Source organism: Pseudoalteromonas sp. NJ631, from assembly GCF_000276645.1.
GTDB lineage: Bacteria > Pseudomonadota > Gammaproteobacteria > Enterobacterales > Alteromonadaceae > Pseudoalteromonas > Pseudoalteromonas piscicida.
Map to the genome: position 1 here is coordinate 1 of NZ_AKXJ01000014.1, position 22,249 is coordinate 22,249.

A 22,249-nucleotide genomic window follows, 5' to 3' on the forward strand; every position below is an offset into this window, starting at 1 on the left:
CCATAGAACCACCCCATAGACCCTTTGCCTCGCTTCGCAACATCTGAAAATACTTGATGACGAGGGATACGCATGTTGTGGCAAACTTTCAGCGATGTTGAGTCAATAAATGCGAGCCCAGTAGGCTTAGCAAATCGCTGTTTTAGATAGCTGCATAGGGCAGGTAATACGGTTTGTAGTAACTTCAGCATTCGCGTGTAGCTGACTAAATCAGGAAAATAACACCGCCAATATTGGCAAACGAACTTGGTGTAATAAGTTTTAAAATCTCTAAAGCCTGAATGGTGAAAGGCGATAAGAATAGTCATAACTTCGCTAGAACTCAGCCTTGATGGCTTAATACGCTGCTTTTCACCTGTTTCGAGCAAGTGTGCCAGCCACTGAGGTTCAAACAATAAACAAAAGTCATCGACATCTACGAAAATTGCGTCTAAGTTATTCATGCCCTTGTCCTTGGTAATCTTATGTTTCTTGGTCGAAAGATCTGATCACCACAAGGGCTTTTAGTTCATTTTCTTATGCGCAGCTCAGGTTAATTAAATTATCAGAAGTACTAAATATCACAGGCTTAAGCAGAGCAACTGTTTACAGATTCATGGCTAAAGACGAATTCCCTAAAAGCGTGTCATTAGGCGCAAATTCAGTAGCTTGGGTTGAAGGTGAGGTAGAAGATTGGATTTTGGTAAAAAAAACGGCGGCTAGAGATGCAAATTAATAAGGGGGCTTAACAATCTTAAATTAAGCCCAAATCCCCTAGATTAACTTCTGTTAAGCTGCCGCGCTTACTCGCTTTTTGTTTGCTTGTTTTTTACATTTCCTCTTAATTATTTTTGAGCGTGAAACCTCGATATGAGCTAATGCTACTTCATAACCTAAAACCTTCAATCTGTTGTAAGCGTTTTTCAAATTAACCTTAGAGAAAAATGGCAATTTTGTTGGTAGTTCTGCAATATCATAGATAGCATAAACCACTCGATACTTACCTGTATCAGGCATAGCCTCTGGATCTGTTAGCGGCATAACACCAGGGTGGTTTGTATATAATTTTTGACGAGCTACTTCGCTAGCCCTAAATATTTCAGCTGAAACAATACCTTGACTGAACAGGTGGCTCAAAGTTGCCGACGAAGTATAATGCTTCACATGAATTAAATCGGTTAACTTGTCATGGCCATTGTTTAAATTTACTAAATCACAGAATTCAAATCGACTTTGTCCACCACCAATATAGATATTTTTGGTATCTAAGCATTCAATATTTGTGTCATTAGCAGCTACATCTTTATTGTAATCACCTTCTGAATCATGGTTGTATTCAGGTAAAGCTACTGGATAAATAGGTATTCTCCCCATAACGGTATTGATTTCTTTAACGAAGTCAGTATTTATTTCATACCATACACCAGCTCGTAGTTCATAGTGTTTACCGTTGTGAATAAGCTCACAGTAAATACATTCGTAGCCAGACCATCTTTTTAAGGTTTTGTGATTATCATCTTTAGCATATATTTTATGGGCAACCTGTAAATGCTTGAGGTTTAATTGATTCTCTTTTTGCATTATGTAGCTTAAGTATCGCTCCAAACATAAAAGATCCGAGCGCTCCTTATTTCTTGCCCCATAGCTAAAGCCTGTGATCTGCTCTGATTCATATACTTCAGGAGCGATTAGCATTAGGTTATCGCCTGTTGTTGGTCCGTTTTTATATAAATTGACTAAACACTTTATGAGCTCAATATCTAGAGAAGTAGTGACTGAGCTTTCAGTCACTTCGCGAATATTGTCCACCCATTTAAATTCATTAGGTAATTCCTCACAATATTTTAAATATGCTCGAAGCAATAGCGATGGAAGGTCATTTAAGGTCCCTTTATAGTTGATTCGTAGAGCCTTTCTTCGGCCTGCTACACGAGAACCAAATATTTTTTCACTACTGGCTCCTTCGATTGCAGACAGGAAATCTTCGTCTATGTCAATTGGAAAATCAGATACTTCAATACCTAAACCGCTTTGAATACGGTTGTTCAGTGGAGTGTGTTTATTTGATGCTGTATCAATACCGCGGATATCTTTACGCTCTACAAGGTTAAGGGCTGTTCTTAATCCGAAGTCTGGAACCATGCAACTCATTTCTAGCATGTGATAGCCAGTTCCAAAGGCTATGAAAAAAGTCTTGCCTGCGTGGCGTACCTCTAATACAGCTCCTGTTGATTGATTAGTGCCAAAATCGACATCATTTAACTGATTGTCTGCATGAAATAGTCCTGCAAAAGCAGGGGGATTAGAAGTAGGGATTTGAACATGTAATGTACTGGTGGTCCCTTCTATCTCAACATTATGGCTTTTCGCATCATTAAGTTTGATTACTGAAGTATTTGAGCTCTCTTCAGATTTTAGTAGGTATATCGATAATGGTGTAACTTTAAGCATGGCTGCTCCTTCTAATAATGAATTTATTTTCGCTTTGGACTCGCAAGTTTGCGATGTCATTTGTATACTGAACATGATTGTGCATTCTGTCAACAGTGAATTTGAAATATTTTTATTTTTTCGCTTTGAACTCGCAAAATGAAATTTTCGATTGTTTTATGGTTGGTTTTTTGTTTATCGCTTTTGACTCGCATATTAACTTGTTGATTTTTTCAGACGGTTCGACTAAGGTACATAAAATAAGAAAAGCATCGGGGGCACTATGCAGGCCGTTAGTATTAAAAAAATACCAAAAGAAGAGTTTGAAGAGGCGACGGACTGGCGGGCTGATTATCACCTGTCAACTGCGGCTATTCTTCCCGTGCTTGCAAAACAAAAACAATGGGCACAGTTGAAGGACCATAAAGTCAAGTTTGTTGATGGTTGGCGATTTAGCGAAAGCCCAGAATCAGAGTGGTATATGGCAAATGTTTCTTTGCTGGATACCAGTAAAAGAGATCCTATAACCCTCAAATACCAGCCAAAGTTGGTTGATGAGAAAACAAGGAAGCTAGCGATAGATATTGAAACTACTCTGGTGGGAGAGCGCTATTACCGAATGAGGCATGTTGCTGACATGAGGTTGAATCCGGAGAGTAGTCAGTACCAAACACCGATACTTTCATTCGAGTCTTGCGTTAAGCCTTCTGATGTTGTAGTGCGCAGGGTCGGCAGTGCATCTGCAGCTTATGTTTCAGAGTTTGATCGACAGCATCCGATTGATGCTAACATGGCAATCGTGCGTGGCTTAAACCGCCAAGATGCGCTTTGGTTAACCTATTGCTTGCAGCAACCTCTATACGTTGACTACCTAGAGAACAGAATTCGAAAAGACGAGCTGGTTCGTGTGGGCCTGTCGCAGTTAAAGAATATGCCTTTAGCGCCAACCCCTGATGAATTTACTCCTCTTTCTGAGCACTACCTTTCGTGTTTAGAACGGCTTTACTTTAGTCAAATGTCGCTGCGAGACCTGCGCGAACAGGTTTCAGCCTGGTTAACTGATTTCTTAGATAACTTATCCATCTCGTGGAATGAGAATAGGGTAAAGACGGCATGGTTCAAATCTGAAGACTTAAGTGAACGTTTAGATTTTGGTTACTCAGAGCACAATAAAGTAACCCATCAACTATCCGCTAACGGCGGCCAATATCTATCTGAACTTGCTGTTATTGAACCGAAACAAGAGCACGTACTGCCAGAACGGTATCAGTTACTTAAAATTAAAGATTTAAAGCCGAACTTTCGAGTGTCTGATGACCTTACCCTGGTCGACTCAAACCATGACGAAATAGCCAAGCTCAGCCGAGTTAAAAAGCGTTTAGTACAAAAAAATGATGTGCTGCTCTCAACATTTGCGCGAGAAAGTAAAGTATTGTGGATAAACGAGAATTTGCCTCAAGATACGCTGGCAAGTGAGCATTTGGCAACGCTGTTTTTCCACCAGTATGCAGGGGCGTACACCTTGCTGTTGGAAACGCCGCTAATCAAATGGCAAATGGCCCAGTTAGTCAGTGGTAGTGTGCAAGCTTTTATAAACTTATCCGATCTTGCCAAGGTGACGTTTCCACCGTTAACCAGTGAATTGGCGACACGTTGGCATAATGAATTGGACAATATCTTGAGAAAGCAAAGCCAAGCACTTGCAGAGATGGAACAGATAAAAAGACATATGGCACAAGTGTATAGCAGTGTTCATCCAAATCTAGACGAGGTGAATCATGTTAACTGACATTGAGTTACGGCAAGCACTGCAACAGACCCTTAATGGCCTGACGAGTCAACCACAAGCTCTTAACGATATCTGGTCAAAACAAAGCCATATTTGGCAAGAGTTAGGCTGGCAGAAGAGTCAGTTGTCGTTATGGCTAAACTGCCAGTCAGCAGTAGTGAGAGAGGCGAATTCGGGCCTATTTTCTCTTCGAACCGAAGGGAGATCTACGGCGGATAACAGTAGCCAAAACTTAGGAGACATCTTGCTAGATTTGGTCGTTGAGCTGAAGCGCCCGTTACCGGTAAAGCTAGCGCTCAGTAAGCTGCCCAGCCATATCGTCGCCACAGAGGGCATGCTGAAAAGCGCGGTGCAAGAACACCCCAAATTAACCATGATGGGGCCCTTAATTAAGCTTGCTTGATTAGCCCTGTCTTGTTGTAAATCAATTCGAATATTGAGCTTGGCTCAATAGATAGCCTCTAAGAAAGAGGCATGTATTAGGAAAAGAATAATGAGTAATGCTACAGAACTAGCCCCAATTTATACATCAGTTCGCAAACAGTTTCGTCAATTTAGTGAGTCGTTACCGTTAGAGGCTACACAAGACTTTCATCAAGCAGAGCTTGTATGGGGTGTTGTTGAAGGTAATCAAACGCCGAAAATCTTGCTGCTGATCCTTGCAGAGGGGAACTGGCATTACTCAGAGCCAGAAAGATTAGATGCATTGGTATTTGAACTATTGGGTGAAAACGACATGCTAGGTGACGATAGCCAATGGCCTGCATTTATCTGTTTGGCAGATGCGAACAACCAGCGTAGCTACGAGTTTAAAGGCTTTAGCCAAGCGGTACCTGAAATTCCAGGCATTGAGCTTATTCGCGATTACGAACGCTTGAGTGGAGAGCAAAACTTGGCTTGGTCAGCTATGGTATACCGTAACCTAATGCAAGACCTTGACGCCTTTCATGAACAGGTTTATCAAACCGTTAAAGATAAGGTGTCTGACAAAAACGACATTATTGAGGAAGTAGCGAAGGTTCTGTTCTTAGAATCATTCCGAGTGCACCACAAATCAGGTAGTGACCTTGGTTTTGAGCACAATGGCAAGGCGTATCAGCTACCAGAAATCTTTACTTACCAATATGTACAAGCACATAGTGAAGCTGCTGTTGAGCTGATCCAGGCTGCATTTGACCATTTCAAACTGCACCCAGACTATGTCGTCGTTAATGATGCAGGTGAAGCGAACCCGATCTTTGATGAAAAAACTCACCTTCGCCTAGAAAAGCCACGCAACTACGAAACTCTGTTAAAAGCGATTCAAGACCTAGGACCATTCACCGATGAGAAAAACGGTGAAACTCGCCAAGGCACATTGGCCGATGTATCGGCTGATTTCCTTGGTCGTGTATTCGATGTATTCCTGCGCGCAAACTTTGAATCCAAAGGGGGTTTGGGCATTTACCTAACACCAAAGCCAGTGAAAGATGCGATGCTGGATATGGTTTTCCATGACATCGAAAACGATACTAATGCCGTCGCGCAAATCACCTCTGGTCAGTTCCGCTTTTGCGACCCAACGTGTGGTTCTTACGGCTTTGGTTCTGTCGCGTTAAGCCGCGTAAAAAACTTCCTTCACACGGTAGCAGGTCTCTCAGACCAAGAGCGCGAACAGCAATTTAACCACTTACTGGAAAATGGCTTTGTGGGTGCCGATGCTGCGCCGCGTATGGTGATGCTGGCACGTGTAAATATGGCACTACAAGGTGCACCGAAAGCAAAAATCTTCTATACCGGTAACTCACTAACCACGCCGTCGCTAAAGCCCAATAGCTTTGATTTGATCTGTACCAACCCGCCATTTGGTACTCCGAAGTTTAAATCTGATAAACGTGGTAAAGAGTCGAAAAAAGCGTATGAAGCGGATATGGAACAAGTGTTAGGTGGATTCCGCCCAGCTGAAGAGGTCGTCGATTCCTACAACGCATACTACGATTACACCAAAATGACGTGGGAAGACACAGGTCCACTGGAACTAAACGAAGATGGCTCACCAGTTTGGGCAGGTTTTCGAACAGATTTGCGTAATGTTTCTACTGGCAAGAAAGCGAAATATGAGCTGCTCCCAACGGTGTCTGGTTTAGCTTTGGGCAGCAAGCCAAGCAAAAATGGCGAATGGAAGCCAGTTAAAGGTGGCTCGATTGACCCTGCCGTGCTGTTTATCGATCGCTGTTTGCAGCTACTTAAACCGGGTGGCCGTTTAATGATTGTATTGCCAGACGGAATCTTGTGTAACTCGGGTGACCGTTATGTTCGTGAATACATCATGGGCAAAAAAGATGAAAAAACCGGTGAATTCAGCGGCGGTAAAGCCATTGTCAAAGCTGTGGTGTCACTACCATCCGATACCTTTAAGCTTTCTGGCACAGGTGCAAAAACCTCAATCCTTTATTTACAAAAGCGCCCTGCAAGCGAAAAGCACCCAGAGCAGTTTTTACCAGAGCCACAAACCGATGTTTTTATGGCGGTGGCAGAAACCCTAGGTTACTTGGTGAAGAACAATATTGAAGACTATGCCGCAGGTGTAAGTAATGACTTGGACCCAATCGTCGCTGCTTATAAGCGAGGTGAGTGATGAGTGTTGATACGCTTCGAGAAAACTTTCATATCAATAGAATATCAGTTAAGGATCTTCAAGATTTCTTAACGGCACAGACATATCGGCCTGAAATTACTGATGTAAAGCACAAGGTTCTCGCTTTAAATCATGTCAGTTTGCAAAGCGTATGCTCCAAGCCTATTCGTCAAGGTAAGTCTCCTATATACACAAAGAATACAGGTTTGATTTGTATTAAGCCTAGAAACACTAATAGCATGTTAGTGTCAGCTGAAGAGGTTGATTGGATAGAACCATCAACAAAAGCAGAGATACAAAACCAAAAACTAGTATATGGCGACGTTGTTATTACTCGATCGGGCTCGGGGACTATTGGACGAGCATCTGTATATCCTTATACAGAAGAAGCGTATGTGAATGATCATTTGTTCATTGTCAGGCCGTCTTCGGCTGATAGCCATTATGTTTGCTCTTATTTAAAAAGCTATTTTGGCGAAAGGCTACTAGAAAGTGGGATTTCTGGCTCTACGGGCCAGTTAAACTTGTCTAATGAGCATATAAAAGCCGTACCACTGTTTTTTCCAAAGCCTGACGCTCAAAAATACATCGGTGAAAAAGTCCGCCAAGCAGAGCGTCTGAGGTCTTGGGCGAAGCAGCTTAAAGCTGATGTAAATTCTGTGCTCGACGATTTAGTATTACCCATACATGCTAAACCTGACATGTTTAGTTACGCAAAGAAATCGATCTTGGGTGATCGACTAGACCCTAGGCCTTATAGATCCAATGTTGTTGATTTAGTCGACAGTATTGAATCATTAGACCATGACAAAATATCGACATTAGTGACTTTTTCATCCGGTTATCCAGTATCAAGCAATGACTTTGTTGAAGAAAGCTTTGCTATCCCACTAGTCAGAATTCGGAATATTGCTGAGGAGGGTTTTAAAGGTTTAGATACTGGTATCACTCAGCATACTTATGATGAAGCTGCAAACTACCATGCAAAAGAAGGGATGATTGTCTTAGGGATGGATGGCTACTTTAAAGCCCAATTTTGTATCCCTGAAGAGTTACCAATGTTGATTAACCAGCGTGTAGCAATGCTTGCAGTCAACGGAATTCGTTCGGAGTTACTAACTCATTGGTTAAATCGTCCTGAAGGACAGCTTCAGTTAAATCAGTGGGCTGTGAAGACTACGGTAGAACACACTTCATTAACGGATCTCGCAAAGGTATTGATTCCTCGGTTGAATGACAGTCTAGAAGATGAGCTGGCTAATAAACTATCAAATGCTAGATATTCAATAAGATTGTCGTACAAGCTAACCAATCTAGCTAAACACTTGGTAGAAAACCTCATAGAAGGGATTGTGAGTGAAGCTGAAATAGTTTCCGCTCAGCAAGCACTAGAAGCAAGCGATAAATCACTCGATCGTGCGTTACTTGAGCGTATGACAGCAGAGGGCATTGATGGTGAAGGTGATCCACTGTTTGACGATATTGATCAGCTATACGAGCTGCTTGAGCAAGCTAAACAAGCGCTTGACGATGCGATGGCGGAGGCCTAATGGAACAGCCATCATCACACGTCTTGAGTGACGAATTGCTGCAAAACGAAAATTTCTTGTTGGCTAGCGTGGTCAGGCCGTTAGAACGTTTGTTGGAGAGTGGTTGCGCCATTATTCAAGACAAAGCCGTTCGCGAGTTGCTAACTGGCTTGGCTTACCCGTGTGATGATGGCAAACATTGGGTAGCCAGTCAGCGGTTACTTGATGGTGTGACCGAACTTGGTTCAAGCTCGCAGCTAGTGGCCGCTGTGCTCGCGAGTGACTGCCGGTTCCGTCAGCCTTGGTTAAACCTGATGGCGGCACGCTGCCAAGAGGCGTCTGAGCTGAGTGACCCACTGCAGTTGGTAGAGCGTATCCACCAGCTTGGCGCCGCCAGCGAGTGGGTAGAGGCTTCACTTGCTAAGGCCTCTTTGAGCGCGACACCCTATAGCGTGATTGAACGTGAGCTATTGGGTACCCAAGCAGACAGTATTAGTGCACTACCTATTTTAACACGCATATTAACCACCGCTTATCAGCTGAGCCTATGGCGCGGACGAGCCTTGCCCGTGATTGCATCAACCGCATTACAAGGCCAGCGTCCAGATATTGATTGGGTAAAGGGACGTTTGTTACCGGTGCCTAAAGCCAAGGTTAAATACAACCCATATCTGTTAGTTTCGCTCTCTTCATCTTCTCGTTCAACCGAGACCAGTCAATCAGATGACAGTGATCATCATGAGCTTGGGCAGCAAAAGATAGGGCAATATGATTTTGACCAACATGCGTTTGATAATCTCCCCCTAGATGCAACTAAGACCCGAAGTGATTTAGCGCTCGATTGGGTGCTTAGTTCGCCTTGGGCATTGCTGCTCGCGGCGATCACCTATGAGCAGGATATATGGTCAAGTGAAGGGCTGGGCGGTTTAATGCTTGAATTGCCCGCTGGTCAAAGTGGCTATAAACCCAGTTTGGTGCAGGTGTTGGTGCTAAACCGAGATGGCGATGAGGTGCTTTGTGGCAGCTTGGCTCAGTTTGTTTCGCGGATCTTGGCTGAATTATCTATGGCGTTATTCCCGGCTGCTATCAGCACTCAAGAGCTTGACCAACAGCTTGGCGATGTGATTGAGCTATTGATTAAACGCCAAGTTTGGCAACATCGAGACGGCATAAGCGGTGAGCTGGATTATTACCAAATTAACCCACAGTTTGCTGATGCCTGTTATCGCATGAAAGGCCAACGCGCTTTTGCCCTGTACGGAAAAAAATTGCGAGAGGCGATTCGTACCCAGGCTTTGCGTTGGCGCCAAGAGCAAGAGTCGCTTATCAGCACAGCCCATTCAACAAATACGAGTAATACCTCAGCGCAGTTTTTAAAGGATGTAACATAATGACAAAAAATAATACTATCAATGAATCTCAAGATGTTTGGAAAGCGCTGACAGAACAACATAACTGGGCGGCAACAGGTGTTTCGGATTATCCGTCAAAAGACCCGCTTGTTGGGCAAAGTAAATTCTTTAATCGTTATCGTACGTTTATTAAAACTATTGACCATGAAGACGATAAATTCGCTCACGTGTTTGCCGTTGAAGGCGAGTGGGGCCGAGGTAAGTCTCGTTTGGGTTATGAGTTAATTGCACAGATCAATGATTGCTCTAAAGGTTGGTACGTGCGCAATGGCAGCGGTGAGCTAGAAAACGCTGAACTCTTTGATGATGAGAATAAGCGAGACGAATACTTAGGCTTATATATTCGCTACTCGCAAATTGTGTCAAAGTTTCAAAACACCGATAACTGGTTTGCCTATGGTTTATATCAAGCGTTGATCCCATTGGCGACTAAGCAATTTGATGGCTCTATTCAATCAAGTATCGCTAAACAGGCACTGCAACGTATTGAGCCGTTTGGTTTTGAAACTTCAGAGTTAGCGAATCGGTTAATGCTTGATCGCGCTTTTTCTGATGAGGAGCTGTATTACGATCAAGCTCAAGATGAGAATGGCAACACTATTACAGTAACTCAGTTGGTTGATTCGGCTTACCAATACCTTCAGCAGTTTGGTATCCAATACATCTTGATTGTGCTTGATGAGCTAGAGACAGTGGCAGAGGCCGCTACTTACGGCATTGATAGGGATGATGCTTGTCAACTGGATGGAGAAGCCATTCGTCTGATTGGTAAAGCGATTAAAGAAGAAGATCCACGTCGTAAGTTGCCATGGTTGCGCTATGTAGCGCTTTGTTCCCCGTTATTGGGGCAGCAGCTGCGTGAAATTCAATCGACGGCGCGTCGTTTTGAGCTAGTCGAACTCGAAAATAATGCCTTTGCTGATGTATCAGATTATGTCGCTAAGCTGCAAGAGGGTAACAAGCTACGTCATCAATATCCGATAGGTCTAGTTGAAGCAGCTTATGCCATGAGCGGTGCTAACTTTGGTTGGTTCAACGTGGTGATGGCTAATATTGATGTTGAGCTAGATAAGCTCGCAGGGAATAGCCAAGCGTTTAGCAATGTGGGGGAGTTATTTGATCAAGTCCTGCAAAATTCAGGGCGGATCTCTGGCCATGTTTTGGATCATAATGTGATTGGTGGAATCCAAACCGAGGACAAAGCCCTTCTTAAACAAGCACGTCATTTGTTGTTTGCTCAATTACCTATGGCGCTAGATGTCGATCATCAACATTTGTTGGCGTTATTGCCACTGAAAAATGAATATGATGAGCCTATCGTCAGCTTATATCGTAAAGTTGATTGGTCGATGCTTGATTGCCGCCAAGCATTGCAAGATGGAAAATTCCGCCGTGATCGTGATGAGTGGTTCTATCCAAGCGTAGATCAAGGCCTCAACCTTCAGGCCCTACGTCAGAATTTACGCACGTTTGCTATTAACGAAACAGGTGATGAAAATACCTTTCTTCTACCGCTAGACGTTCAAGAATTCCGTCACTTGATCAGTCTGCTATACAGTCACCCCGCTGCAGAATTTGCTGCTGACGCACTTTGGAAACGTTTCTTTGGTGATGTACAACAGTTAGACGATGAAGACAAAACCCATATCGGCCCGAGTGTGGCGATGCTGCTTCGTTTGGACATGCGTTATCGCTCTCAACAACAAAACTCAATGATTTTCCGTGAAGTAGGCTATGCCGACGGTCATGAAAAAGCGATGTCAGCGCTTAAGGCTGAATGGGAGCGTTCACCACTTGTAAGGCGTCGTACTCGATTGTTGGGGTTATTTCGCTTATTGGATCGAGATTGGAACTACAACCAAGAAGCCTTTGTTAGTAAGCAAAACTTGGCTATCCAATTTACTAAAGCGGGCGGAGGGCGAGGCGCAAGCTCTGGATTGCAGTATTGTGAGGGCTTAAAGCTTCATCCTCAGGGCAAAGCCGCGTTTGCTTGGGTAGATAGTAAAGATGAACTCACACGTCTAAACGATGAAATAACAGGCCAATATGCGGCAATTGGGCGTGTACCTGTTGTTGCATTCACCGGCTCGATTGGGGTGATGGACGATTATGCCAAGGGCAGTGTTAAAGACGATTTGAAAGAGAACATCTTACTCTATTATCTCAACACCAGTGAAATTGATGTGATTGAAAGAATTGGTGTCGACCAACGCCTGCAAGAGGGCTTTGAGCTTAATGAGCAGGTGTTTACCTCAAAGTTCAAGAACCGTTTAAACAATATTCGTGATTATACCTACAGTCGAATTCATGAGTGGCGACAGTGGCTAAATGATCGTGGCTTGATCGCTTGGCCTCTTAAGCCTTCGGGGCGTATTAATGATGATGATCGCAATAAGCTTTTTAAGGCTTGGCATTTACTCCTGGTCCAAGATAACAACGTCAATAGCTTGAATGATATTTTGCCTGAGCATGGAGTTGATGCGGCAGATATTCGAGCGGTGTTCAGCCGTTTATCACTAAACGGTAAAGTGTTACAAAGCGGCTATCAGTCAAACGAACATGCTGGTCTTTTTAGCGACATTGAGCATCCTGCACAGGCACAGGCCCGTGTACCTGCATTTTTGGCAGAGATAGCGAACCCGAAAAAAGCCAAATCATGGACATTGGACGACGCTCAAGAGAAGTGGTATTGGGGATATTTGTGGTCCCCAGCGAGTCAAGGCTTATCTTCTAAAGCGGTATTCAGTGATTGGATGTGGCTTTGCAGCCAACTGAACTTAGCGAAGATAGAAGATCGCCAAGCTAGAAAAGAAAAATGGTTACCGGTTACTCGCGCGGATATTGAAGATGGCGAGCTAGGTTTTGCTAAAGCTTGGTTTGATGGCAAAGGCGTGGATAGCTATCAAGGGCGAGTGGAAGCATTAAGAGAAGTGTTCGGAGAGGATAAGATCCCAGGCTTGTTTGCCGGCATGCAGGGCAAGCATGGAACTGAAACCACCAAAGCACATAATCATTTGGAAGCGGCAGTTGAGCTGGTGGTTCAGATTAGCGACAAGGAAACAAATCTTAAATCAGAGCTATGCGCTGTTGTTGAGGCATTTCCAGAGCTGCTGCGTTTACGTTATCAGGTACTTAACCATATTCGTGCAGTGCGAGATATCCATGAGACGAGCGCGGACTTACGTTTGGAGCAACGGATTCGATTGGAAGACGACTCTCGTTCGCTTTATTCGCGTATTGAACAGGCATATCAGTTTGCTCAGTTTGTACAAACAGCAGCGCAACGAATCGAAGTTGCGTGTGACAATGTTATATCGAACATCAGTGATGAGCCAGCAGCTCAAGCCCCTTTCCCAAGCAAGCTATTTACGCTCTCTTTGGGAACAATTAGCAACATACTTCAGGGTGCAATTAAGCAGTCACAAGTCACTGAAACACAGCGAATAGAGTATCAGGGCTCCACAGAGACGCTTAACTTCTACTTACGCACATTGCAATTAGATAAAGTTTCTAGTCGTTTGGATGATTTGGCCAAAGAGGTGGGTGTTGACATCCGAAGTGGCAGCCAAAGAAGCTTTGACGATATTAGCGGCTACATCGTACAGGCGTACCGTAGCTTGCTTAAAATGTTCGCAGACACAAAGGCTGATTTTGGCAAATTGGATAATAAGCTTTCTGCTCTTAAGTTTCAGCTTGGTGACATGTTACCTGTTGATTACCCAGAGGTTGATCACCCTAAAAAAATTCTAATGTATCAAGAATCTCTACGTGATATCGAAGATGCATTACAGGACCTTGACGAAGAAGTTGATCTATTCAGAGAGAAGTTTGCAACCGACGCTCGAACAGGGCAATTCTCAGCGATTAAAGATGTACCTGTAAAACTCATGAAGCCTATTACTGCACAGCTTGGTGTATTAATGGGTAAAGTGAATAGTGTTGAGTCTGCAGTAAAAAGTTATCGCAATGGGCTGATTGAGAAGGCTAATCGAACCCTAAGGCCGGAAGTGACACCGCTTTTAATCGCGTTAGGTAACCCTGCGCTTTCGACGATTAAAGATGAAGAGGTCGCTAACCTATCGCTGCCTGAATTGGCTATTGAGCTGGAGTGCCGCCATCGCGCTTGGCGCGAGCTCGCGGAGCAAGCGCTGCAGGGGACCTCAATCTCAGTTGATCGTTGGGTAGAAATTTCTTCGCTCATGCTCAGCAATTCAGAGCCGAATCTTACTTCTCGAGAGCAAAGTGAATTAGTGGACAAAGGAATCATTAAACTTCAAATCACCTTTGGAGGAGCTTAATGATTTTCTATTTAGCACTTTCACTTACTAATCATCGCAGAGGACGGTTTTTAAGTTCGCTTATTGAAGCGGAGCCAGTTACTGAAACATTGCCACATCAAGGTTGCGTATTGATGTTAGGTAAAGACTTTCAAAAACTTGAGGCTGCTAAGAAGAGAGAGTGGCGCGATTGGGCGTTGCTGTCTGGACGAACGTTGATGTTGCTTCCCCCTTATTCCTCCGGAATGATTGATGAGGATATAGACTGGCAGATTGGCTTCAGTGAGGAAGTGCCTTCTATTGATTCGCCATTGGCGAGACTATTAGAGGCCGAGGTAACTCAGCAGATTGAAGGTAGACAAGGTGTTTGTGAGCGTTCACAGGGTCATCTTTGGGGCGCTTCTGCGTCGAACACTCGCTACCTAAAGCATCATGCTGCCTCGGGAATGTTTGCAGTTACTTGTTTGCCATTATGGTCAATCTCATTAATTGATGAAACTGAGTTAGTACGGGAATGGTTTGCGTTCTTTGACCGGTTAGCGGGAACACCAGATGCTATCGAGACTGACGCCGACAATGAACCAACCCAGTTAGTAGCGACCGATTACTCGATCATGGCATGTATTTACGCATGGCAGACGATCTCTGCGAGTGAACTGAATGCCTATCTGTCTAATCAAGCATTTCCAGTTTTTCAGCTTACAGAGAATGAAATGGATGAGGGTTTTTCTCGATTGTTAGCAATTGGATATGTAAACGAGAGTGGGCTAACCACTGAGGGGTTAGAAATACTCAAAGACAGTGCTTACTGGCTTTACGCAGAACAGCTAAAGGATGCAACACGATGAGAAAACAAAACTTAGCGCAATCTTTGGCGGTTGAGTCACAAATCCGTCTGCCGGGAAGTGCAGGGCGATTGTTACAACAAATCAGAGATGTGCTTGCCGTTGCACCATTGTTCAAAAGTGCTGGTCTCGTAAAGCGTGTTGAACGGCCAAAGGTTATTGACTTGACGGTATCAGGTATCGCCACGCATTCCTGTATTAAGAATGCTTTAGGCGGCTATATATACGCGTCTGGTGCGGTTCGCATAGATATGTGTATCGAACAAAACCAAGTGGGGACCGGTAGTAACGATTCTGTATCAGAGTTGGATGATATCGATTTTGAAGCGCAACGAAAGCGTCTAGATTTGGTGGAAATTCGCCAAGCTTATCAATTGGTCGAGAAGCAGCTACAGCAAGGGAACCCTAGTCAATTAATTCTATTGGATACGCCCCTATTTTTGGATAGGGCAATGACGCCATTAGATCGAAATGTAAAACACGTTGAGGAGTACCAGCGTACAAAAAATGTGATAGCTCAATTCTGGTCCAGCTATCGAGAGCAATTGTTCCCGTGGAACCCTCAAGGGCCCGTATTAGCGAGTATTGTATCAGAAAGATTTAGTGCCATCGTTAACATTGCTAAGCAAGATTTACGTACAGAAGAAGGTCGCAAGCACTTGTTAACGACAGATGAGCTCGTGCAGCAAAATTTGGATAAGCTTGCAGACTTAGAGTCTCGCTTAGCAGGTATTGGTGATAAGCGTTTCATTCATGGCATTTTGGGAGCGTTTACGCGCACGATGGCATTTAGGATGACAGAGAACCGTTCAAGAATGGAGCCAGCTGAAGCAGTAGATGCTGGTGTTATTGGCTTTCACTATCGAGGCGGACACACCAGTCAAATTCAAATGGTACAGCTTGCGGGTGAAGCTCAAGACTGGGACACCAAAAAGCTTGATGCAGTTGCTTGGAAACTGATGGCTTTAGATATCCAAGGGCAAAGCAAGTTGAAGCCATTACCACAACTTTTAGCGATGCAGCAATTGAAAATGCTTGACCAGTTTGCAGCGTATTACCGTCAGGGGTTAAGCGATGCAATCAAGAATAACGATGTAGAAGATACCTGGTTATCTGGGTTGGACGAGGAATAAAAATGAAACACAGTGTACTAGGTAAATTAGTTGGTAATACCGGTGACGCAAACAAACTCACTATGGTAGTAGAAAACTCTTTCTCTGTGCGAAGAGGAGAGTTTGTCCGGATTATGCACCAAGAGCGAAAGGATGAGCTTGATGTTGCTGTACTGGGCAGAGTAAACAAAATTTATCGCTCAAACATGCTATTTAACTCAGGCTTCGGGGATAGTGTTACCGAGCTAGAACTACTCCCTGGCGCAAATATGACTGGCGAGAATATGCATGCAACTATAGAGTTAGTAGGATATCGAGACCCAGCAACGAACCAGATAAAAATTCCTCGTCGTCCTCTTGATCCTGGCGCTAAAGTTGAAACCGTTGATTTTAAGTTCTTAAGTAAGTTCTATGAATTTAAGGAAGATAGTAGCCTTCATCTAGGTAACCTTGTTGGTTATGAAAGAGGTGAAAATACGGTACCGGTATACCTTGATGTCAACAAGCTAGTCACAGAACACATGGCCATTTTGGCGATGACCGGTTCAGGTAAGTCTTATACTGTTGGTAGGATTATCGAGCGCTTGGTTGCCTTTAATAATGGTACCGTTGTGGTGTTCGACCCCCATGGAGAATATGGGCGTGCGTTGTCCAAAGGTGAGCTGCAGTTCAGTGATGGCCTTGATTCTGTAGAAGATAGTCGAGACCAAACCGCCTTACCTGAAATAAAGGCAATGATCGAGAAGCTTCAAGCAGCTGATGCGGGTATTCAGGTCTATACACCTCAGGATGATGCCTTCAATCATAAATATGCTGGTAAGAATCATCCATTGGCGTTGCAGTTTGATAACTTTGAAATGGATGATATTTCAGAGATTTTACCTGGGCTAACAGAACCACAGCAACGTGTACTAGATGTCGCGATTCGCTATTGGCGTAGTGTTGATAAGAGTACCCCACGCGATATTAACCGTTTGCGTTATTTCTTGGGTGATGGCATCGAAGAGCTTCGTGATTGGGATGACTTATCTGAGGCAGAAGCCAAAGCTCTCAACGGACGAAGTGCTGCTGTAGCGTCAATGAAGCTTAGCCGTGTATTGAATGAAGCGAAAAGCTTTTACTCAGCAGCAATGAAAGAGCCTACTGATATTTATCAGATGGTTGGTCGAGCTTCGAACCGCAAAGGGCGATTGGTTGTTGTTGATTTACAGGGTTTAAGCGATACCGCTAAACAGGTGGTTTGTGGCTTGCTATCGAGTGAGATTCTAAGCGCTGCATCCAGTAAGACAGACAAGACCCGTCCGTGCTTTTTGGTATACGAAGAAGGGCATAACTTTGCGCCAGCTGGTGGTAATGCTGTCAGTCACCGCATTATTAAAAAGATTGCCGGTGAGGGTCGTAAATTTGGCGTGGGCTTTGGGATCGTTAGTCAACGTCCATCAAAGCTTGATGCCGATGTGACCTCTCAATGTAATACGCTAATAACCATGCGCTTAAAGAACCCTGATGACCAACGATTCATTGCCAAGGCATCCGACATGGTGAGTAAAGCAGACCTTGATGAGCTATCCAGCCTTTCAACGGGTGAAGCCTTGGTTTGTGGCCGTTCGATACCAGCTCCTCTATTAGTTAAAGTCGGAACCAAAGCACTTATCCATGGTGGTGAGTCGCCAGATGTACTAAGTGTCTGGGAGCGTTTTGATGGCTGATACGGTATCTAAGATCAAAGCGGAGCTAAATCAAAACGCCTTTATCGATAAAACTTTCCCTATGCTAACGGGCTGGGGAGTGAAAGATGAGGATGTATTGGTTCATAGCTTAGGGTGTAGTGTTTGGAACACATTGGGGCACCAGCTTGGTTTTATGGCCGTTGTCGAGGCACCTGTGCCACCTGGTGCAGGTAATGATATTCGTTCAGATTCTGTATGGTTCTCATACGCGACTCAATCACCAGAAGTAGTCATTGAGTTTGAGCGTTATGATGGTTCAACACCAGACAAGACAAAGCTAATGGCAAAGTTAATGAACCTGTTAGAGGCTTACCATCGCTGGGATAGAAAGCCTTCATTACTTGTGCTTTCTTTTTGGAGTAAAGAAGTGGTTTCTGCGCCAGATATGAGAGAGTTAAAACAATTAGCGAAATATGGCGCGACGAACAGCAAAGGTGTTTTTATTCCGGGTATCGAAGACGCTCAGCTTTTGATTAATCGTTTCTTTTTTGAAGACTCGGTGAGCCAAAAATTGTTTCTACAATCTGTTAGCTTTTGGGAGGCGCAATGAATCAAGTAGCAGGACTGTTTTTGCCTAAAGCTAATAAACAGCTTGGGGACAAATACTATTTGCTAGAGTGTTTAGGCGATGGGACCCACGGGTGGGTTTATCGAGCTGAACGATTAGCAGATGGGCAAACTGTCGCGATTAAGATTCCAAAACAAAACTCGCAACCGGATCGTGTACTAGCAGAAGGCAAAGAGTTAATAGGGTTAGACCCTCATCCAAACGTGATTCAAGTATTTGAGATGGGGAGAATTCCCTCCGAGAAGCACTTGTACGTGATAGAGATGGAGTACTTTCCAAGCGAAACGTTAGCTCAGAAACTAGAGAATCGTGAGTTTCATTTAAACCGTTCCGAGAAAGCTTTTCCTGGTAACGAGTATGAGTGTGTCGCGGTTAACTCACCGAAATACTATTTCAATGTTTTCGAGCAAGTTCTAGATGCTGTGGAATACCTTTCTGATCTGGTACCACCAATCTCACATGGCGATATCAAGCCACACAACATACTTATTGGGCAAAATGATCTGGTTAAATTAACGGATTTTGGTAGCTCAGCGTTGCCGTTAGAGTTCTATGTTAGAACGCGTGAAAATGGCGGCACTGTGCTTTATTCAGCGCCGGAGTTTTGTGATTGTGGCTCGCGCAAGGGAACAACGGAAGAGTTGCTTTTTGGGGATGTATATAGCCTCGGCGTGCTGCTGTATCAGCTAATGACGGGGCGCTTGCCTCACGATACACAGATCGAGGTGAGAAGTCATGCTCCTTTTGCAAAACCGAGTGAAATCAACTCTGGTGTATGCCCTGAATTAGAAGCTGTGATCTTGAAATGTTTGAACAAGCATCCACAAGATCGTTATGGTTCTATTCAAGCATTGAAAGCTGATTTTCAAACTTCTAAGCAAAGACAGCTTGCCTTCACTGCACCAAAGAATACCATTAAGACGAATACAACAACTCGAAAAGATTGGTCTAGTGAGGTTACTCAGGCTCTAGAAGATACTGATTACAAAGCTGCTGCTAAGAGGGCTCAGCTAGAATATCAGCGAAGCAAAAATAACTATGCACTGCTCCTTCAATGTCACGCCCTTTACCGTGATGAACGTTGGAATGACTTAGAGCAATTGATAGAAAATAACCACTCTGTCTTTATTCATAACGGTGATAGTGACATTGAATCTGCACGAGTTATTGCTATAAAAGCCATGTTGAAGTGGCGAAACATTGATCTAGCAAAGGACCTTATTGAGATTGCTCGAATCAATGACGCGGACAACTTCGATGTGTCTTTGTGCTACGCATCATTACTTGGTCTAAATGCAAGGTACGATGAAGCCAGAACTGAGCTGGAAAAGCTGAATAAGCTGTTCCCTATGCAAAAGAAAATACTAACTCGTTTACTGCAAGTGTGTGAACAGCTCAGAGATTACAACACGTCTGCAGGCTATTTGCGTGCATTACTTAGGTTAGTTAAGTCTGATGAAAAGCTGAACCAGAAGCGACAGCAGTACGAACGGCTAGGCGTTTGGTAATATTAAAGTTACTTTTAGTTCTGTTTGAAGAAAAATTTAAATTGACTGTAATAGTTTTTCTTCTATTTTTTAGTTGTTCCTCTTCAGATGTTCTCCAACTTTGAGGGCCGCTTCTGGTGCTCTGGCAGTAACTAACCCAGAGATTACCGCAGTGCTGAAAGCAGTGTTACCACTGTTCTTCTAAACCAAAATACTTGATTGGAAGCCGCTATATGCGGCTTTTTTTGTGCATTATTCTCGGGGGGCACACTGGGGACATTCCACGTCCAGATCTACCCCATATTGAACCAATTACCAAACCATAGATAAACAAAAACCCCATCAAAAACAGTGTTTTGATGGGGGGTCAGTGTCGCTATTTGGTGGAGCTGGGGGGATTTGAACCCCCGTCCGGAAAGCGTCGATTTTCTCACAGCTCTTTTAAAAACAATGATTTACATCAAAAACAATGACTTGTAATCTCATTCAAGCTAGTTGTATCTTGTGTTAACTAATGAATGTGGACACAATGTGGACATTCACTTTCAACTAACTCTTATTTAATTCCTTTAAAAGCCGAAATCCAAGTTTAGAGCTTCACTTACCGCAACTTGCTCTTGCTTAGTGGGTAGGTAATTATAATTAAGGTGTATATCCAATTCATCCCTAATTAGATCATTGAAATCATCTATAAGGTGGAACCTATCTAAGATCAATTTTAGTGGAACAGTGTACAACTGTATATCATCTGTTAGGAGTTCAGTAATTTCAAAAGTCGTGTCGTGAACAAAAAGCTCATTTTGCATGCCTTTCACAGTGTTGCTTTTAATCTCACTTATATCTCTATCCTGTAATGTTTTAACATTTGGTTTAAATAGTCTTGCCATAAGGAATGAGTTTATAAGTGTATTTACCCTTCTGTGTCCAAAATGTATAAAACTTAGCGTTCTCAGAATTTTACTTTTTTGTATTGTTGAAAATCCTACTATAGAAATCTCGTTGTTGTGAATTATAATATTTGAATACAACTCTTTAAGTATCTTGTTTGCTATATTTATTGCAATTATTTTCTTTTTATTTTCATCTGTTGTGGCTAACTCTTTATTTTCAAAATATGCCAAAGAAAGCAAGTTTTTAAAGTTGTCTTCATCTATATCCCGTAAGAAGTTAAAAGCATTGTCAAATTTTTCATCTTTTTCTATAAATAATACTGCTTTTTGATAGAAGCTAACTTTGCTTCCATGAGGTAGTAATGAAATAAATTTTGCTGCATGAAACTCTTGAATTGACTTGTGTAAAAAAACGAACCTGTCATATCCATCTTCTTGAATTAAACATGTTATGTTTACAATGTCGTTCATTAATGATTGAATGCAAATTTCCTTATTCAAGTAGAATTTTACGGCTTTGTTCAAATGTTCCTTAAGCGACTCTTCACTGAATTCTAATATGTTTTTGTTAATCGTATCAAAGCAGAGGTAGTTGAATATTTTATTTATATCTTGGGAGTTTATGTTTGATATTTTTTCTCTGTTGAAGTTTTTTATTTTGTCGTGCCTGCTAAATAAGGTTATGAATAATTTATCGTAAAAGTCTATCGTGTTTTCTGGCACTGAATCTAAATATGGATAGCATATATAAAGGAGGTTTACCAATATCGGGCTTATCAAAGTCTCCCTTAAGGTTGTGTTTTTTGTTATTAGCTCTTTTAATTCTTTATTCTCATTTTTAGTGTCTAGCTTTTCTATTATTGATATGATTTCACCTTTTTTTAAGTTTTCTACTTTGTAATTAATAATTCCTGCTTCTGCGCATACTTCTGTTCCAGGTCTGCTTGTGATAATTGCGTTACACGAGTATTTAGACTTTAGTGAAATTATTTCACCAAGTACTCTAGTTCGGTAAAGTGATGCTACTTCATCAAAGCCATCTAGCATTAACACTACTTTGCCTGATTGTAGAAGCAACGAAACATTTAGGTTTGTAACACTTAACCCAAGATCAGTAAGTTGTTGTTCTATATATTCTATAATAGATGTTTCGTTCAACCTTCTTAGTTCAATGAATATTGGTAGCCTTTCTGATTTCACTATTTCTTCAATGAATAATTTTCTAAGTATTGTACTTTTACCTTGCCCTGCAATTCCGATTATATTAATTGTTTCATCTTTATTTAAAGTGAAGCCATTATTTATGATTAACTTTTCACTCCCATCAACTTCGGATATTTTTAATGGTGTGTATATTTCGTCTATGAATACATCTTTCTCTGCGCTGTTAAGTGTTCTCATTCTTAAAGTACTTAGTAGCTTCTTTTCAGCATAGACTTCAGAAATATAATCTTGGCGTAGCTGACCTAAAAGGAATTTAGCTTCTTCACTTCCTTTTCTCCATGCTTTATCTACGATGTTGCTTGCTAATTTTCTTATTGCACCAGACAAGAAAGCCTTTGTTATAAATGTTGTAGTTTCCAT

The 22,249-nt window shown here is 42.7% G+C and carries 15 protein-coding genes; 12 read left to right on the forward strand and 3 right to left on the reverse strand.

What is annotated here, in order from left to right:
• A partial coding sequence (locus A587_RS0118605; protein ID WP_017218811.1) for a transposase occupies positions 1-443 on the reverse strand: 443 nt, incomplete at its 3' end.
• 92 nt (positions 444-535) lie between these two features.
• Between A587_RS0118605 and A587_RS0118610 the strand changes: the two genes are divergently transcribed.
• On the forward strand, positions 536-715 hold the full coding sequence (locus tag A587_RS0118610; RefSeq protein ID WP_026001056.1) for an AlpA family phage regulatory protein: 180 nt from the start codon (positions 536-538) through the stop codon (positions 713-715).
• A gap of 53 nt (positions 716-768) precedes the next feature.
• Here the strand turns inward: A587_RS0118610 and A587_RS0118615 are convergent, their stop codons facing one another.
• Positions 769-2,430 (reverse strand): TIGR04141 family sporadically distributed protein, encoded by a 1,662-nt coding sequence (locus A587_RS0118615; protein ID WP_017218813.1) that lies wholly within the window; start codon positions 2,428-2,430, stop codon positions 769-771.
• A gap of 262 nt (positions 2,431-2,692) precedes the next feature.
• Between A587_RS0118615 and A587_RS0118625 the strand changes: the two genes are divergently transcribed.
• The 11 genes from A587_RS0118625 to A587_RS0118675 all read left to right on the forward strand — a co-directional run bounded on the left by A587_RS0118625 (position 2,693) and on the right by A587_RS0118675 (position 19,796).
• Positions 2,693-4,198: a hypothetical protein gene (locus tag A587_RS0118625; RefSeq protein WP_017218815.1), complete on the forward strand. Its 1,506-nt coding sequence runs from the start codon at positions 2,693-2,695 to the stop codon at positions 4,196-4,198.
• Positions 4,188-4,601 (forward strand): hypothetical protein, encoded by a 414-nt coding sequence (locus A587_RS0118630; RefSeq protein ID WP_017218816.1) that lies wholly within the window; start codon positions 4,188-4,190, stop codon positions 4,599-4,601. The genes A587_RS0118625 and A587_RS0118630 overlap by 11 nt, the downstream gene beginning before the upstream one ends.
• A 90-nt stretch (positions 4,602-4,691) precedes the next feature.
• Positions 4,692-6,815 (forward strand): HsdM family class I SAM-dependent methyltransferase, encoded by a 2,124-nt coding sequence (locus A587_RS0118635; protein WP_017218817.1) that lies wholly within the window; start codon positions 4,692-4,694, stop codon positions 6,813-6,815.
• Positions 6,815-8,365 (forward strand): restriction endonuclease subunit S, encoded by a 1,551-nt coding sequence (locus A587_RS24220; RefSeq protein WP_017218818.1) that lies wholly within the window; start codon positions 6,815-6,817, stop codon positions 8,363-8,365. The genes A587_RS0118635 and A587_RS24220 overlap by 1 nt, the downstream gene beginning before the upstream one ends.
• A complete protein-coding gene (locus A587_RS0118645) occupies positions 8,365-9,735 on the forward strand; it encodes a hypothetical protein (RefSeq protein WP_017218819.1) in 1,371 nt (456 codons plus the stop codon). The genes A587_RS24220 and A587_RS0118645 overlap by 1 nt, the downstream gene beginning before the upstream one ends.
• On the forward strand, positions 9,735-14,054 hold the full coding sequence (locus tag A587_RS0118650; protein WP_017218820.1) for a hypothetical protein: 4,320 nt from the start codon (positions 9,735-9,737) through the stop codon (positions 14,052-14,054). The genes A587_RS0118645 and A587_RS0118650 overlap by 1 nt, the downstream gene beginning before the upstream one ends.
• The gene (locus A587_RS0118655; RefSeq protein ID WP_017218821.1) at positions 14,054-14,881 is read left to right on the forward strand and encodes a hypothetical protein; all 828 of its coding nucleotides are present in this window, start codon (positions 14,054-14,056) and stop codon (positions 14,879-14,881) included. The genes A587_RS0118650 and A587_RS0118655 overlap by 1 nt, the downstream gene beginning before the upstream one ends.
• Positions 14,878-16,011: a hypothetical protein gene (locus A587_RS0118660; RefSeq protein ID WP_017218822.1), complete on the forward strand. Its 1,134-nt coding sequence runs from the start codon at positions 14,878-14,880 to the stop codon at positions 16,009-16,011. The genes A587_RS0118655 and A587_RS0118660 overlap by 4 nt, the downstream gene beginning before the upstream one ends.
• A 2-nt stretch (positions 16,012-16,013) precedes the next feature.
• Positions 16,014-17,699, forward strand: coding sequence for a helicase HerA domain-containing protein (locus tag A587_RS0118665; RefSeq protein ID WP_017218823.1), 1,686 nt, complete (start codon positions 16,014-16,016; stop codon positions 17,697-17,699).
• Positions 17,692-18,270 (forward strand): hypothetical protein, encoded by a 579-nt coding sequence (locus A587_RS0118670; protein ID WP_017218824.1) that lies wholly within the window; start codon positions 17,692-17,694, stop codon positions 18,268-18,270. Before A587_RS0118665 ends, A587_RS0118670 begins: the two co-directional genes overlap by 8 nt.
• Positions 18,267-19,796 carry a serine/threonine-protein kinase gene (locus tag A587_RS0118675; protein WP_017218825.1) on the forward strand — a complete coding sequence of 510 codons (1,530 nt, stop codon included), beginning with the start codon at positions 18,267-18,269 and terminating at the stop codon, positions 19,794-19,796. Before A587_RS0118670 ends, A587_RS0118675 begins: the two co-directional genes overlap by 4 nt.
• A 548-nt stretch (positions 19,797-20,344) precedes the next feature.
• Here A587_RS0118675 and A587_RS0118680 read toward each other — a convergent pair.
• A complete protein-coding gene (locus A587_RS0118680; RefSeq protein ID WP_017218826.1) occupies positions 20,345-22,249 on the reverse strand; it encodes an NACHT domain-containing protein in 1,905 nt (634 codons plus the stop codon).